Here is a 15,032-nt window from a genome sequence, read left to right as displayed (position 1 = left end):
CGTGCGCCGGCGCCCGGGGGCGCCCCCCCTTGGGGGGGGGGCCGCCCCCCCCCCCCCCCCCCCGGGGGGGGGGGGGGGGGGGGGGGGGGGCCCCCGCGCCCCTGGTGGTCACCCGGCGCGGAGCGCTGAGGCCTAGCTGAAGGAGTCGCCGCAGGCGCAGGAGCCCGTCGCGTTCGGGTTGTCGATCGTGAAGCCCTGCTTCTCGATGGTGTCGACGAAGTCGATCGACGCCCCGCCGAGGTACGGCGCGCTCATGCGGTCGGTGACGACCTTGACGCCGCCGAAGTCCTTGACCACGTCGCCGTCGAGCGAGCGCTCGTCGAAGAAGAGCTGGTAGCGCAGACCGGAGCAGCCGCCGGGCTGGACGGCGACCCGCAGCGCGAGGTCTTCCCGGCCCTCCTGCTCCAGCAGGCTCTTGACCTTGGAGGCCGCGGCCTCGGACAGGATGATGCCGTCCGTGGTGGTGGTCTCGTCCTGAACCGTCATCTGCTCACTCCCGGGTTGTACGGACTACTGGCTTACCGACTGCTAACCGGCGCCCTTCCGGATTCATTCCGGCGCCCGCGGCGGGGGCCGCGGCGTGTTCGTCCCCCCATGCTCGCACAGGTGGCCGCGAATCGAATGCGTCACATTGACGCGTCCGGGCATCGTCAATGTGACGCGAACGGGCTATGATAGATAGCGTCAAGTAGACGAAAAGGTCTGCGCTGTCGAAGAAAGGGCGTCCGGCCCGTGACCACCACCGAAACTCTGGACGTACAGCCCACGCCACTCGCGCTGCTGCTGCTCGGCCGCGAGTCCGACCCACGCAGCGAGCGCGGTGTGGAGTGTCCGGGCGACCTTCCGGCGCCGTCCGACCCGAATCTGGTGGAGCGCGCCCGGGTCGCGAAGGCCCGCCTCGGCGAGAAGGTCTTCGTCCTGGGGCACCACTACCAGCGCGACGAGGTCATCGAGTTCGCCGACGTCACGGGCGACTCGTTCAAGCTCGCGCGGGACGCGGCCGCGCGGCCCGAGGCGGAGTACATCGTCTTCTGCGGCGTCCACTTCATGGCGGAGTCCGCCGACATCCTGACCTCCGACCGCCAGCAGGTGATCCTGCCGGACCTGGCCGCGGGCTGCTCGATGGCCGACATGGCCACCGCCGAGCAGGTCGCCGAGTGCTGGGACGTGCTGGCCGACGCCGGGGTGGACGGCGTGACCGTACCCGTCTCGTACATGAACTCCTCGGCGGACATCAAGGCCTTCACCGGGCGGCACGGCGGCACCATCTGCACGTCGTCCAACGCCCGGCGGGCCCTGGAGTGGGCCTTCGCGCAGGGCGAGAAGGTGCTCTTCCTGCCCGACCAGCACCTGGGCCGCAACACCGCCGTCCGCGACATGGGCCTCTCGCTCGACGACTGCGTCGTCTACAACCCGCACAAGCCGGGCGGCGGGCTGACCGCCGAGCAGTTGCGGGCCGCGAAGATGATCCTGTGGCGCGGCCACTGCTCGGTGCACGGCCGCTTCTCGCTGGAGTCGGTCGAGGACGTCCGCGCGCGTATCCCCGGTGTCAACGTGCTGGTGCACCCCGAGTGCCGGCACGAGGTCGTCATGGCCGCCGACCACGTGGGCTCCACCGAGCACATCATCACCATGCTGGACGCGGCCCCCGCCGGATCGGCGTGGGCGATCGGCACCGAGCTGAACCTCGTCCGGCGGCTCGCCAAGGCGCACCCGGACAAGCAGATCGTCTTCCTCGACAAGACGGTGTGCTTCTGCTCGACCATGAACCGCATCGACCTCCCCCACCTGGTGTGGGCGCTGGAGTCGCTGGCCGACGGCAAGCCGGTCAACCGCATCCAGGTCGACGCCGAGACCGAGCACTACGCCAAGCTCGCCCTGGAGCAGATGCTCGCGCTGCCGTAACCCTGCCGTACGCGGCGGCGGGGCGCGATGATGGGGCGGTGATCCTTCGACCGGTACGCGACGACGACGCGGACGCCGGGCTCGTACGGGAGATCACCGCCGCGGCCTTCGCCGCCCCGCACGCCCTCCCGGCCGGGCCCGCCGCCCCGCCCCGCCCGGCCGACGCCCGCGAACACGACCGCACCCGGCACCTGGCCCGTACCGACCCCGGCGGCTGCTGGATCGCCGAGGACGAGACGGCGGGCCCGGTCGGCGCGGTGCTCTCCTCCCGCCGGGAAGGCACCTGGGGGCTGTCGCTGCTCGTGGTGACACCGGGCGCGCAGGGCAAGGGCGTCGGCAAGGCGCTCATGGCACGGGCCCTCGTGCACGGCCGGGCGTGCCTGCGCGGCGTCATCTGCTGCTCCCGCAACCCCGTCGCGGCCCGTACGTACCGCAGGGCGGGCTTCACGCTGCACCCCGCGATGCGGCTGACCGGCGTGGTCGACCCGTCCCGGCTGCCGCCGCCGGACGGCGCGGTGCACGAGGGCACCGAGCGGCACCGCGACCTCATGGACTCCGTCGACCGCCGCTCCCGCGGTGGGGCCCGCGGCCCCGACCACGAGCAGCTCCTCCGCCACTTCCGCCTGCTCGTCGTCGACGACCTCGCGGGCAGCGGGTACTGCTACGCCGACGACCGCGGCGTCCACGCCCTCGCGGCGACCTCGCGCCGCCTCGCCACGCGGCTGCTGACCGCTGCGCTGCTGACGATGCCCGAGGGGCGGACGGTGCGCGTCACCGAACTCACGGCCGAGCAGGAGTGGGCGGTGGACGTCGGCCTCGCGGCCGGCCTCGCGGTGTCCACCGCGGGGTATCTCTGCCTCAGGGGCATGCGCCCGCCGAACCCGTTCATCCCGTCCCGCCTCTTCGCGTGAGCCGACCCCCCTTGTGCGCCTCGGGCTGCCCCCGGGGGCGCTTTGCGCGATCTTCCGCACGTCGTGGCTGGTCGCGCAGTTCTCCCCCAGCGCTTCGCCTGGGAGGTACCCCCACGCGCCCCTGAAAAACGAGTGCCCTGCACGGAAGAGCCCAGCAGACCGGGGGCGCGGGGAACTGCGCGACCAGCCCACCACCGGCGGACGGTCCCGTCGAAACAGGCACCCCCACCCCGTGGGGAAACGGCTACGCCCCCTCCGCAGGGGCACCGACGTACGGCCGCCCCGCCAGGGGCAGCCGCACCCACACGCGGAACCCCCCGCCCGGGCGGGCGCCCGCCCGGCAGACGCCGCCGAGCGCGTTGGCCCGCTCGTACATCCCCAGCAACCCGTGCCCGCCCCCGGCGGCCCCCCCGGCGGCGGTCGCCGCGGCGCGCTTCTGGGCCGGCACCCCCGAGGCCGCCGGCACGGCGGAGGTGCCGTCGTCGTCCACGACGACCTCCAGCGCACCGGACTCGCGCCGGATCCGGACCACCGCCCCGGCGCCGGGCCCCGCGTGCTTGCGGACGTTGGTCAGGGACTCCTGGATCACCCGGTAGGCGGTGAGGTCCACGCTGACCGGCAGCGGCGGGCGCTGCTCCGGCGCGGGCCCACCGGCCTGCGACGACAGGCACTCCACCGTGACCTGGAGGCCCTCCCTGCGGAAGCCGTCGAGCAGCTGGTCGAGCAGGCCCAGGCCGGGGGCGGGCTCCATGGGGACGTCGGGCTCGCCGCGCAGCCGCAGCAGCCCGACGGTGGCGCGCAGCTCGTCGAGGGCGGAGCGGCTGGCCTCGCGGGCGTGGGTGAGGGCCTGCCGGGCCTGGTCGGGGCGGCGGTCCATGACGTGCGCGGCGACGGAGGCCTGCACGTTGGCCAGCGCGATCTGGTGGGCCACCACGTCGTGCAGCTCGCGGGCTATGCGCAGCCGCTCCTCGGCGACCCGGCGGCGGGCCTCCTCGTCGCGGGCGAGCGCCTCGCGGCGTTCCCGCTCGGCGGCGGAGGCGGCGTAGGCGCGGCGGCTGCGCAGGGCGTCGCCGAACGCGACGGCGGTGCCGCCCCAGGCCACGAGGGCCATGATCCAGCCGTCGACGACCCCGAGCAGGGCGAGCAGGACGGACAGGGCGCAGCACAGCAGCAGCCCCGTCCACAGCGCCCGGCGCGAGAGCCGCGCGGACGGCCCCACCCGCCGGGAGGTCCTAGCCAGGGATCAGCCCGTCGTTGTGCAGCATGTCCCGGACCTGGTCGAGTGTGGCGTCGGGGGCGGGGAGGATCAGCTGGGAGGGTTCCAGCGCGTCGTCGGGCAGTGGTTCGCCGAGGCGGCGGACCGCGTCGAGCAGGGCGCCCAGGGTGCGGCGGAAGCCCTCCTCGTCGCCGGCCTCGACGGCGGCGAGCAGCTCGTCGTCCAGCTTGTTGAGCTCGGTGACGTCGGCGTCCGCCAACCTCACCTGGCCCTCCCCCATGATCCGCGCGATCATGACGGCCTCCTCCGTTGCGGCTCCATTGCGGCTAAAGGGCGGTACGGCTGCGGAAGTGCGGGAACGGCGGCGCGCCCCTCCGGGCGTACGGGGACCGGGCGGGTCGAGAGATACCGGAGCCTGGGGCGTACGGGCGCGGGACGGGCCGGCCACGCCGGTGCGGTGTCCGCCGCCGGGCGTACCCGGTGCGCGGTCCACCGCCCGTCGTCACTGCTTGTCGAACCTCGGGGTGTCCTGCGGCCGGCCCTGGGCGTCCCGCCCCTGCTGACCGCCCTCGATCGCCGGGGTGCTCGTGCCGCCGGCCAGCTCCGCCTTCATGCGCTGGAGCTCCAGCTCGACGTCGCTGCCGCCGGACAGCCGGTCCAGCTCGGCCTGGATGTCGTCCTTGGCCAGGCCCGACGGGTCGTCGAGGGCGCCGGAGGCGATCAGCTCGTCCAGGGCGCCGGCCCGGGCCCGCAGCTGCTCCGTCTTGTCCTCGGCACGCTGGATCGCCATGCCGACGTCGCCCATCTCCTCGGAGATGCCCGAGAAGGCCTCGCCGATCTGGGTCTGCGCCTGGGCGGCGGTGTAGGTGGCCTTGATGGTCTCCTTCTTCGTACGGAAGGCGTCCACCTTGGCCTGGAGGCGCTGGGAGGCGAGCGTGAGCTTCTCCTCCTCGCCCTGGAGCTGGGTGTGCTGCGTCTCCAGGTCGGTGACCTGCTGCTGGAGGGCGGCGCGGCGCGACAGGGCCTCGCGCGCCAGGTCCTCACGGCCCAGCGCCAGCGCCTTGCGGCCCTGGTCCTCGTAGGTCGCCGACTTCTTCTGCAGTTCGGTGAGCTGCAGTTCCAGCCGCTTGCGGGAGGTGGCGACGTCCGCCACGCCCCGGCGCACCTTCTGCAGCAGCTCCAGCTGCTTCTGGTACGAGTAGTCAAGCGTCTCGCGCGGGTCCTCGGCCCTGTCCAGGGCCTTGTTGGCCTTCGCGCGGAAGATCAGTCCCATCCGCTTCATGACACCGCTCATGGGCCTCGCGCGCCCCCTTCTCCGGCAACTGCTCCAGCACCTCTACAGACCCCAGCCTACGGGCCCTGGTTCCATTACCGCACTGTTCGGGACCGGATGCGCTCCTCCCCAAGGACGATCACGGTTCGGTGTCCCCCGCCCCGAGGAGTAGGTGAGGGGCTGGGGTAGCGCGGCGGAACCACGTAACCTTGGAGATGTGTTCCGACGTCGTACCCCAGATGAGCAGGCCCAAGCAGTAGCCACCGTGCTTGAGGACCAGACCCGCGACCCGCAGGCTCCCAAGGGTCGCCCCACGCCCAAGCGCAGCGAGGCCCAGAGCGGCCGCCGCAAGGCGCTCAACATGCCGACCGACCGCAAGTCGCAGGTCAAGGCCGCGCGCGAGGCGCGCCGCGAGGACCTCGCGAAGCGCCGCGAAGCGTTGGCCAACGGCGACGAGCGCAATCTCCCGGCCGCTCACCAGGGGCCCGTGCGCAAGTTCACCCGCGACTTCGTCGACTCGCGCTACCGCGTCGCCGAGTTCTTCCTCCCGATGGCGATCCTCATCCTCATCGGCAGCCTGCTGCCCGCGCTCCAGAACATCTCGCTCATCCTGTGGCTGCTGGTCATCGTGCTCATCGTGATCGACTCGGTGATCACCGCGATCTCGCTGCGCCGCCGGCTCGCCGAGCGCTTCCCCGACCAGAACACCAAGCGCGCGGTCAGCTACGGCCTGATGCGCACGCTCCAGATGCGCCGGATGCGGCTGCCGAAGCCGCAGGTCGCGCGCGGCGCCAAGCTCTGAACGCCGGACTGGACGCCGGGCCCCCCGGCCCCAGCGGCTTCCACGGCGGCGCCGACACCTGGCTGGGCAACCTCGGCGGACTGCGGAACACCGTCCGCCAGGAGCTGGTCTCCCGGCAGCTGGACGAGCAGCTCGCGCTGCACTACCCGCCCCCCGGCGGTGCGCACGCCGCGCGCCGCCGGCTGCGCGTGCTCGACGTCGGCCCTGGGCAGGGCACCCAGGCGATACGCCTCGCCCGCGCCGGGCACCTCGTCACCGGCCTCGAACCCGACCCGGCGATGATCGGCGTGCTGCGCTCGGCGGTCATGGCCGAGCCCGCGGAGGTGCAGGCGCGCGTCGTCGTCCTCCAGGGCGACGGCCGCGAGACCGGCCGGCACTTCGGGCCCGCCTGCTTCGACGTCGTCCTGTGCCACGGCGTGCTCATGTACGTGGCCGATCCCGAGCCGCTGCTCGCCGCGCTCGCGCGGGTCCTCGCACCCGGCGGGCTGCTGTCGCTGCTCGTCCGCAACGGGGACGCGCTCGCCATGCGGCCCGGACTGCTCGGCGACTTCCCCTCCGCGCTGCACGCGTTCACCTCCGAGGGGTACGTCAACCGGCTCGGGCTCGCGACCAGGGCGGACCGGCTCGGTCCGCTCACCGCGACGCTCACCGGCATCAACGTGCCGCTGCACACGTGGTACGGCGTGCGGGTCTTCACCGACGCCGCGCCCGACCACGCGATGGCGCCCTCGGCGCCGGGTGCTCTGGCCGCCCTCCTCGACGCGGAGGAGACCGCCGGGCGGACCGACCCCTATCGCGCGGTCGCCGCGCTCCTGCACGTCTGCGGCATCCGGGCGTAGCCCGGCCCCTCGGGACCGCTGCCCCTTGCGGTGGGCCGCGCGACCTTACTCCGGTGGGTGGTTGCGCGCGCAGTTCTCCGCGTCCGGCACGCAGGGTGAGCGTTTTGAGGGGCGCGGGACCCGGATGGACGTCGCGGGCGGGTGCGGGGGCGCGGGACGGGCGAGGCTCGGGGTATGAGCGCACTCCGGAGCCCCCGCGTCCTGGCCGGCGCAGCCTGCGCAGCGGTCCTCGTCGGCACGGCGACGTCCTGCTCGGGGGGCTCAGGGAGCGGCGGCGCCGAGGACCCGACGAGCGCGGCCCCCGCCGCGGGTGCCGCGGCGGTCGCGGCCTCCGGGGGCGGCGGCGAGCTGCAGTCGGCCTACGAGAGCACCGTCAAGGAGGTGCTGCCCTCGGTCGTGCAGATCACCACCGACCAGGAGCTGGGCTCCGGGGTGGTCTACGACGACAAGGGCGACATCGTCACGAACGCCCACGTCATCGGCAACGCCACCACCTTCCAGGTGTCGCTCGCCACGGGCGGCAGCCCGCTCGCCGCGAAGCTCGTGTCGTCCTTCCCGGCGAACGATCTCGCCGTCATCCGGCTGGACTCGCCGCCGGACGGGCTGAAGCCCGCGCGGTTCGGGGATTCGTCGAAGGTCGCGGTGGGCCAGATCGTGCTGGCGATGGGCAATCCGCTGGGCCTGTCCAGCAGCGTCACGCAGGGCATCGTGTCGGCGACCGACCGCACCGTGAGCGAGAGCGCGTCGGGCGGCGGGACGGGCGCGACGATCCCGGACATGGTGCAGACGTCCGCGGCGATCAACCCGGGCAACAGCGGCGGCGCGCTGGTCAACCTGGACAACCAGGTCATCGGTATCCCGACGCTCGCGGCGACCGACCCGCAGCTGGGCAGCGGGGCGGCGCCCGGTATCGGCTTCGCGATCCCGGCGTCGGCGGTCAAGCGGATCGCCGACCAGATCATCAAGAACGGCAAGGTGACAAACTCCGGCCGGGCGGCGCTCGGCGTGACGGTCCGCGGGGTGGTGGGCCCGGACCAGCAGCCCGCCGGGGTCGCGGTGGTGGCCGTCACCAAGGGCGGCGCGGCCGCGAAGGCGGGGCTGGAGTCCGGGGACGTCATCACGAAGCTGGGCGGGACGACGGTCACGACCGTCCAGTCGCTGACCGCGGCCCTCGCCGAACTGAAGCCGGGCCAGAAGGTGAAGGTCACCTACGACCGGGACGGTTCGACGAAGACCGCGGAGGTGACGCTGTCCTCGCTCGACTAGCGGGCGGGCCCGGGCGGCCACGCGCTCAGGCGCTCAGGCGCTCAGACCTCGGCGTGCAGGCTCATCGGGCCGTAGATCTTCGTGTCGCCGTCGCTGAGGACGACCTGCTCCGCGCCGCCCTCCAGCAGTTCCTTCCAGTACAGGCCGAGCCATGACTCGGCGTCCCCCTGTGTGGTGAACTCCTCGGGCTGCACCGCGGGCTCCACCGCGGTGCCGTCGGCCGTCTCGAACCGCCACGTCCACGCCATGTAGGTCTCCTCGTACGTCTGCTGACGGGGCCTGCCCTGGCAGCGTAGCCGCAGGACGCGCGGGTGGGGACGGTCGCCACATGGCGGACCCCGCGCGCCCGGGGCGGCCGGACGCGAGACGATCGTGTCCGTGGAAGCGACTCTGCTCGGCACCGCGGGGCCCGCGGGCCTGCCCGTCCCCGACTGCCCCTGCGCGGCGTGCGCCCTCGCGACGGGCGACGGGGGACGCGCGCCCAGCGCCGTACTCGTCGACGACGTGGTGCTGCTCGACCTCACCCCCGGGGTGGCGCTGGCCGCCGCGCGGGCCGGGCACAGCCTCGCGGGGCTGCGGCTCGTGCTGCTCTCGCACCCGCACGACGGGCCCGCCGTGGAGATCCCCGCGGGCCTGCCCGCGCCCGCCCGGGTGCCCGACGGGCAGCGGCTCACCCTCATCACAGGCCACAAGGTGCGGGCGCTGGCCATGGACGCGCCCGGCACCGGCTACGGCGTCGAGTCCCCGTCGGGCCTGCGCCTGCTGTACCTGCCGCCCGGCTGCGCACCCGCGGGCCTCACGGAGGGCTCGGGCGAGCCGCCGTACGACCTGGTGCTGCTCGACGCGGTCGGGCGGCCGGACGCGCTCGCCCGGCTGCGGGCGGCCGGGGCGGTCACCGGCACGACCGACGTCGTCGCCCTCCACATCGGCCACGACGCGCCCCCGCAGCCCGAACTCGGCCGCCGGCTCGCCGCGTACGGGGCGCGGGCCGTACCCGACGGGACGACGCTCACCGCCGGGGACTACCACGAGGTGCCGGACGTACCGCGCCGCACTCTGGTGACCGGTGGCGCCCGCTCCGGCAAGTCCGCCGAGGCGGAGCGGCGGCTCGCCGCCTTCCCCGAGGTCGTGTACGTCGCCACGGGCGGCACCCGCGAGGGCGACGCGGAATGGGCCGACCGCGTCGCCCGCCACCGCGAACGCCGCCCGGCGGGCTGGCGCACGCTGGAGACCCGCGACCTCGTCCCCCTCCTCGCGGACGCCGCCGGCCCGCCCCTCCTCGTCGACTGCCTCGCCCTGTGGCTCACGCACGTCCTCGACGAGGAGGGGGCGTGGGACGACGCGACCTGGCGCGGGGGCGCTGCGCGCCGGGTCCGGGCGCGGGTGGACGAGCTGGTCACGGCGTGGCGGGCGACCCGGCGGACCGCCGTGGCCGTCACCAACGAGGTGGGCGCGGGGGTCGTCCCCGCGACGGCGTCGGGCCGCCGCTTCCGCGACGAGCTCGGCATCCTGAACGCGGCGATCGCCTCGGAGTCCGAACATGTCCTCCTGACGGTCTCCGGACTCCCCTTCCCCCTCCGCTGACCCCCTGCCGGGGGTCACCCCCCGCCGCGGAGCACGCGTTTTCAGGGCCGCGCCCTGCCCCGCGGGGGACGCGCGTTTTGGGGCACGGCTGCGTTGCCGGGCAGGCGTTTTCAGGGGCGCGGGGAACTGCGCGAGCAACCCACCACCGGCCGGTGATCCGGAAACGACAGCAACTGCCCCCTCGGGCCGGATCACTACCCGCACCCCGGTGGGGGCCGAACGCGCAGTTCCCCGCGCCCCTGGTGGGTACCGCCCTCCGCAGGAGCCCAGCTCTCGCCTGGCAGGGCGAGCGCGAGCATCCCACCACCGGCCGGTGGTCCGGAAACGACAGCAACTGCCCCTCCGGGCCGGATCGCTACCCGCGCCACCGTCGTGGCTGGCCGCGCCGTTCCCCGCGCCCCCGAAAACGCGTGCCCGGCAGGGCAGCCGCAGCGCCCCCGCGCAGGGGGAAGGTCGTCCCGCCGGACGGGGGCGGTAACGTTCGGCGGGTGAGTGGGATTGAACTCGACGACTTCGGCTCCCTCGTGGAGCGACCCGACGCCCGGACCCGGCGCGACTCCCAGGAGCGCTGGACCTCGCTCGTGCGGCCCGCGACGGGGCTGGGGAAGGCCGCGGAGATCGCGGACTGGCTGGCCGCCGTGCAGGGCGTGGTCCCCGCGCGGCCGATCACCTCGCCGCGCGTGGTGCTCTTCGCCGCGGACCACGGTGTCGCCGCCCTGGACGTGTCGACGCGGCCCGCGGGGACCGCGACCGAGCTGGTCCGGGCCGTGCTCGACGGCACGGCCCCGGTGAGCGTGATCGCCCGTCAGATGGGCGACGTGCCCGTCGAGGTCGTCGACATGGCGCTGGACTGCGATCCGGCGGAGCTGCCCGCTGAGGTGACGGCGCATCGGGTGCGGCGCGGCTCGGGCCGTATCGACGTCGAGGACGCCCTCACGCGTGAGGAGGCCGAGGAGGCCTTCCGGCACGGCATGGCCCTGGCCGACCGGCATGCCGACGCCGGTACGGATCTCGTCCTGCTCGGCGATCTGAGCGTGGGCGGTACGACGGCGGCCGGTGTGCTGATCGCCGCGCTGTGCGGCACGGACGCCTCCGTGGTGACCGGCCGCGGCTCCGGTATCGACGACCTCGGGTGGATGCGCAAGTGCGCCGCGATCCGTGACGCGCTGCGCCGGGCGCGCCCCGTGCTGGGTGACCAGATCGCGCTGCTCGCGGCGGTAGGCGGCGCCGACTACGCGGCGATGACGGGCTTCCTGCTGCAGGCGGCGGTGCGCCGGATGCCGGTGGTGCTGGACGGTGTCGTCAGCGCGGCCTGCGCGCTGGTGGGCCAGCGGGTCGCCTTCCGGGCGCCCGACTGGTGGCTGGCCGCGCACACGACGGGCGAGCCGGGGCAGGCGAAGGCGCTGGACCGGGTCTCGCTCGACCCGCTGTTCGACCACGGCCTCCACCTGGGCGGTGGCGTCGGCTCCCTCCTCGCCCTCCCCCTGGTGCGGTCCGCGGCGGCGCTCTCCGCCGAACTCCCCCGGGAGGAGGCTCCGGAGGCCGCCGGGGACCCCGAGCCGGAGCCGCTGGAGGAGGACGCGACCGCGTAGGCGCGCCGCACCACGGCGTAATGCAATAAATAGGACATTACGCCTTATGCTTCCCAGCCATGGGAACGGGCAGCGCGCAGCCGGCGGACACACGGCACCGCGGGCCCGTCGCGGAGGCGCGGCAGCTCTTCCCCGACGTGTGGGAACGGCTCCGCGCGGGCGGCCTGCGCGGGGTCCCGGTCACGCTCACCGCGTGCGCGGGCATCCTCGTCCTCCAGATCCTCCAGCACCGGCAGGCCACGGCGGGCTGGGTGGAGCGCGCCGGCGGGGTCTACGCGAGCCTGCCGTGGTGGCAGGCCCTGCTGCGCACGCCCGTGTCGCTCTTCCTGCCGGACCCCCAACTGCCGGTGTGGGGCCTGGTCCTCCAGGTCGTCGTGGTCTTCGGCGTCGCGGAGGCGACGGTCGGCCCCGGCCGTACGCTCACCGTCGCGCTGCTGGCCACCCTCGCCGGCACCGGCTTCGCCCGCTACAGCCTGTGGGCGTCCCCGCGCTGGCCGCTCGCCCTGCCGCACGCGGACCTGCTGGTACGCGACACCGGGCCGTCCGCCGCGGTCGTCGCGCTCGGGGTGTACGTCGCGCTGCGCCACCGCGCGTGGTGGACGGCGGGCGCGATCGTCGCCGCGATGGTGCTGGAGGTCGTGTCGATTCCGAACCTCGCCGGCTACGAGCACCTGGCCGGTATCGGCCTCGTCCTGGTGCTCACCGCGGCCCGCGCGGCAGGACGGGGAGGCGGGGCGGATAGCCTCGCGCGGTGAACGACGACTCCCGGCCCAGCACCTCGGACGCCCTGCGGTTCGCCTTCGGCACCCTCACCGTGCTGCCCGTGCGGGTCCGCCGGTGGGACCGGGGCGCGGCCCGCGGCGGCATGCTGGCCGCGCCGCTCGCGGGCGCCGTCGTGGGGCTCGCCGCCGCCGGCTGCGGCGGCCTGCTGTGGGCGCTCGGCGCGGGGCCGCTGCTCGCGGCGGTGGGCACGGTGGCCGCGCCCGCCGTCCTCACCCGGGGGCTGCACCTCGACGGGCTCGCCGACACCGCGGACGGGCTCGGCTCCGGCAAGCCCGCGGAGGACGCCCTGCGCATCATGAAGCAGTCCGACGTGGGGCCGTTCGGCGTCGTCGTGCTCGTCCTCGTGCTGCTCGCGCAGGTCGCGGCGGTCGCGCAGTGCTACGGGCACGGGTGGCGGTACGGGTGCGGGGCCGCGGTGACCGCGGCGGTCACCGCGCGGGTGGCGCTCACCCTCGCCTGCCGGGCCGGCGTCCCGCCGGCTCGCCCGGAGGGCCTCGGCGCGGCGGTCGCCGGGACGGTGCCCGTACCCGCGGCCCTCGCCGTACCCGCGGCCTGCGCGGCCCTCGCCGCCGCCGCGTACGCTCCCTTCGGGGGTCTCACCCCGCTGCGGGCCGCCCTCGCGGTCGTCCTCGCCCTCACCGCGGCGGAGGCGCTCCTGCGGCGCTGCGTGCGCCGCTTCGGCGGCGTGACCGGTGATGTCTTCGGCGCCCTCGCCGAATCCGCGCTGACGGTGACCCTCCTCCCCCTCGCCCTCCGCTGAGCCCCCGCCTGCGCCGCGGGGCACCCGTTTTCAGGGGCGCGGGGAACTGCGCGAGCAACCCACCACCGGGGCGCGGGTCGGATACCGACCCGAAGGGTCTCTTCGGTCCGATCCGGACCACCGGCCGGTGGGGGCGGGCCGCGCAGTTGCCCGCGCCCCTGGCGGTTGCCCCGCCCGGCAGCGCAAGCTCACTCGGCGCCGGGCGGCGGAAAAACGGTCACCGCACCACGGAGCGGAACCGTCACCCGCCGCGGAGCGGCGTACGCTCGGCAGGTCGCCCGCTAAATGCCCCGATGGTGCGGCGGAATACGATGCGGAGACGGCCCGGCCGGGCCACCCACCGGCCATCGATGCGGACCTCGACCGAATAGGACCCTACCGACCGTGACAGCTCTGACACTCAGTACCTCCGCCGCCGCAGCGTTGCGTGCGGACGCCGTCGTCGTGGGGGTGAGCAAGGCCGCCAAGGGCGGCCCCGTGCTCGCGCCGGGCGCGGAGTCGGTGGACGCCGCCTTCGGCGGCAAGCTCGGCGCGACCCTGGAGACGCTCGGCGCGAGCGGCGCGGAGGGTGAGCTGACCAAGCTCCCCGCGCCGGACGGCGTGAAGGCTCCGGTCGTGGTCGCGGTGGGGCTGGGCGAGCCGCCCGCCGCAGGCGAGGGCTTCGACCCCGAGGCGCTGCGCAAGGCCGCCGGTACGGCGGCCCGTGCGCTGGCCGGTGCGAAGAAGGCCGCGTACGCGCTGCCGGCGGACGAGCCGGCGCAGGTGGAGGCGGTGGGGATCGGCGCGCTGCTGGGCGCGTACAAGTTCACCGCCTACCAGGCGGACGCCGGCAAGGCCCCGCTGGGCGAGGTCGCCGTGGTGGGGGCGAAGCCGCGGGACAAGGCGTTCAAGGCGGCGGTGGAGCGCGCGGTCGCGGTGGCGGCGGAGGTGAACCGGGCGCGTGACCTGGTGAACACCCCGCCGAACGACCTGACCCCGAAGGCGTTCGCCGCCGAGGTGCAGGCCGCGGCCAAGGAGTTCGGCCTGAAGGTCGAGGTGCTGGACGAGAAGGCGCTGCTCAAGGGCGGTTACGGCGGCATCATGGGCGTCGGCCAGGGTTCGGCGACGCCGCCGCGGCTGGTGCGGGTGGCGTACACGCACCCGAAGGCGAACCGGTCGCTGGCCTTCGTCGGCAAGGGCATCACGTACGACTCGGGCGGCATCTCGCTGAAGCCGCCGGGCCACAACGAGACGATGAAGTGCGACATGAGCGGCGCGGCCGCGGTCTTCGCCGCGGTCCTGGCGAGCGCGAAGCTCGGCCTGGAGGTCAATGTGACCGGCTGGCTGGCGCTGGCCGAGAACATGCCGGGCGGCGGCGCGACGCGTCCCGGTGACGTGCTGCGGATGTACGGCGGCAAGACGGTCGAGGTGCTGAACACCGACGCCGAGGGCCGTCTGGTGCTGGCGGACGCGCTGGTGCGGGCCTCGGAGGAGTCGCCGGACGCGATCGTGGACGTGGCGACGCTGACCGGCGCGATGGTGCTGGCGCTGGGCGACGGCCGGTTCGGGATCATGGCCAACGACGACGACTTCCGTACCGCCGTGCACGGTGTCGCGCTCGCCGAGGGCGAGGACTCGTGGCCGATGCCGCTGCCGCAGGCGCTGCGCAAGACCTTCGACTCCCCCACCGCGGACATCGCCAACATGGGCGTCCGGATGGGCGGCGGCCTGGTCGCGGGGCTGTTCCTGCGCGAGTTCGTCGGCGAGGGCATCACCTGGGCGCACCTGGACATCGCGGGCCCGGCCTTCAACGAGAGCGGACCGTCCGGTTACACCCCGAAGGGCGGCACCGGTTCGGCGGTACGGACCCTGGTCGCGCTGGCCCGGCGGACCGCGGAGGGCGAGCTGCTCTGAGCGCGGCCCGTCACCTCCCCCGTACAGCCCGCGCAGGGCGCCGCGGGGGCGGGTTCTGACAAAAGCGGGCAGCGGGTGAGATGTGTCACGCGTACGGCCCCCGACGGCATGTCGGGGGCCGTACCGCGTGTTCCGTCGGGCAGGGCCGGTGCCCCGCGAGGGCGCGAGAAGTGCGAAGATGTTGTCTCGGCACGACAGGGCCCCCCTT

The 15,032-nt window shown here is 74.6% G+C and carries 15 protein-coding genes; 10 read left to right on the top strand and 5 right to left on the bottom strand.

Annotated elements, in window-relative coordinates; all coding sequences use genetic code 11:
• Window positions 1–132: 132 nt before the first annotated feature.
• Window positions 133–486: an iron-sulfur cluster assembly accessory protein gene (locus ACH4PY_RS32055; RefSeq protein ID WP_031520826.1), complete on the bottom strand. Its 354-nt coding sequence runs from the start codon at window positions 484–486 to the stop codon at window positions 133–135.
• Between the two features lie 246 nt (window positions 487–732).
• Here ACH4PY_RS32055 and nadA point away from each other — a divergent pair, with 246 nt between their 5' ends.
• Window positions 733–1,905 (top strand): quinolinate synthase NadA, encoded by a 1,173-nt coding sequence (nadA, locus tag ACH4PY_RS32050; protein WP_398191053.1) that lies wholly within the window; start codon window positions 733–735, stop codon window positions 1,903–1,905.
• A gap of 38 nt (window positions 1,906–1,943) precedes the next feature.
• Complete coding sequence (locus ACH4PY_RS32045; RefSeq protein WP_398191051.1) at window positions 1,944–2,816, top strand: GNAT family N-acetyltransferase; 873 nt, start codon at window positions 1,944–1,946, stop codon at window positions 2,814–2,816.
• 244 nt (window positions 2,817–3,060) lie between these two features.
• Here ACH4PY_RS32045 and ACH4PY_RS32040 read toward each other — a convergent pair whose 3' ends face one another.
• From ACH4PY_RS32040 to ACH4PY_RS32030, 3 genes are all read right to left on the bottom strand, one after another.
• On the bottom strand, window positions 3,061–4,035 hold the full coding sequence (locus ACH4PY_RS32040; RefSeq protein ID WP_398191048.1) for a sensor histidine kinase: 975 nt from the start codon (window positions 4,033–4,035) through the stop codon (window positions 3,061–3,063).
• A gap of 13 nt (window positions 4,036–4,048) precedes the next feature.
• Window positions 4,049–4,327, bottom strand: coding sequence for a hypothetical protein (locus ACH4PY_RS32035; RefSeq protein WP_398191045.1), 279 nt, complete (start codon window positions 4,325–4,327; stop codon window positions 4,049–4,051).
• Between the two features lie 207 nt (window positions 4,328–4,534).
• Complete coding sequence (locus ACH4PY_RS32030; protein ID WP_398191043.1) at window positions 4,535–5,326, bottom strand: PspA/IM30 family protein; 792 nt, start codon at window positions 5,324–5,326, stop codon at window positions 4,535–4,537.
• Between the two features lie 196 nt (window positions 5,327–5,522).
• Between ACH4PY_RS32030 and ACH4PY_RS32025 the strand changes: the two genes are divergently transcribed.
• The 3 genes from ACH4PY_RS32025 to ACH4PY_RS32015 all read left to right on the top strand — a co-directional run bounded on the left by ACH4PY_RS32025 (window position 5,523) and on the right by ACH4PY_RS32015 (window position 8,212).
• On the top strand, window positions 5,523–6,107 hold the full coding sequence (locus tag ACH4PY_RS32025) for a DUF3043 domain-containing protein (RefSeq protein ID WP_398191040.1): 585 nt from the start codon (window positions 5,523–5,525) through the stop codon (window positions 6,105–6,107).
• A gap of 62 nt (window positions 6,108–6,169) precedes the next feature.
• A complete protein-coding gene (locus tag ACH4PY_RS32020) occupies window positions 6,170–6,946 on the top strand; it encodes a class I SAM-dependent methyltransferase (protein ID WP_398191300.1) in 777 nt (258 codons plus the stop codon).
• Window positions 6,947–7,120: 174 nt separating this feature from the next.
• Window positions 7,121–8,212: a S1C family serine protease gene (locus ACH4PY_RS32015; RefSeq protein WP_398191037.1), complete on the top strand. Its 1,092-nt coding sequence runs from the start codon at window positions 7,121–7,123 to the stop codon at window positions 8,210–8,212.
• Window positions 8,213–8,253: 41 nt separating this feature from the next.
• Here ACH4PY_RS32015 and ACH4PY_RS32010 read toward each other — a convergent pair whose 3' ends face one another.
• Window positions 8,254–8,460, bottom strand: a complete 207-nt coding sequence (locus ACH4PY_RS32010) for a hypothetical protein (protein ID WP_031520807.1) — start codon at window positions 8,458–8,460, stop codon at window positions 8,254–8,256.
• Window positions 8,461–8,590: 130 nt separating this feature from the next.
• Between ACH4PY_RS32010 and ACH4PY_RS32005 the strand changes: the two genes are divergently transcribed.
• The 5 genes from ACH4PY_RS32005 to ACH4PY_RS31985 all read left to right on the top strand — a co-directional run bounded on the left by ACH4PY_RS32005 (window position 8,591) and on the right by ACH4PY_RS31985 (window position 14,824).
• Window positions 8,591–9,796, top strand: coding sequence for a bifunctional adenosylcobinamide kinase/adenosylcobinamide-phosphate guanylyltransferase (locus ACH4PY_RS32005; RefSeq protein ID WP_398191032.1), 1,206 nt, complete (start codon window positions 8,591–8,593; stop codon window positions 9,794–9,796).
• Between the two features lie 488 nt (window positions 9,797–10,284).
• Window positions 10,285–11,388 carry a nicotinate-nucleotide--dimethylbenzimidazole phosphoribosyltransferase gene (cobT, locus tag ACH4PY_RS32000; RefSeq protein WP_398191030.1) on the top strand — a complete coding sequence of 368 codons (1,104 nt, stop codon included), beginning with the start codon at window positions 10,285–10,287 and terminating at the stop codon, window positions 11,386–11,388.
• Window positions 11,389–11,447: 59 nt separating this feature from the next.
• On the top strand, window positions 11,448–12,143 hold the full coding sequence (locus tag ACH4PY_RS31995) for a hypothetical protein (protein WP_398191028.1): 696 nt from the start codon (window positions 11,448–11,450) through the stop codon (window positions 12,141–12,143).
• Window positions 12,140–12,931 (top strand): adenosylcobinamide-GDP ribazoletransferase, encoded by a 792-nt coding sequence (locus tag ACH4PY_RS31990; protein WP_398191025.1) that lies wholly within the window; start codon window positions 12,140–12,142, stop codon window positions 12,929–12,931. The genes ACH4PY_RS31995 and ACH4PY_RS31990 overlap by 4 nt, the downstream gene beginning before the upstream one ends.
• 384 nt (window positions 12,932–13,315) lie before the next feature.
• The gene (locus ACH4PY_RS31985) at window positions 13,316–14,824 is read left to right on the top strand and encodes a leucyl aminopeptidase (protein ID WP_398191022.1); all 1,509 of its coding nucleotides are present in this window, start codon (window positions 13,316–13,318) and stop codon (window positions 14,822–14,824) included.
• Window positions 14,825–15,032 lie beyond the last annotated feature (208 nt).

This window comes from Streptomyces sp. NPDC021224 (assembly GCF_044332905.1).
Lineage (GTDB): Bacteria > Actinomycetota > Actinomycetes > Streptomycetales > Streptomycetaceae > Actinacidiphila.
This window is presented reverse-complemented; position numbering and strand designations above follow the sequence as displayed.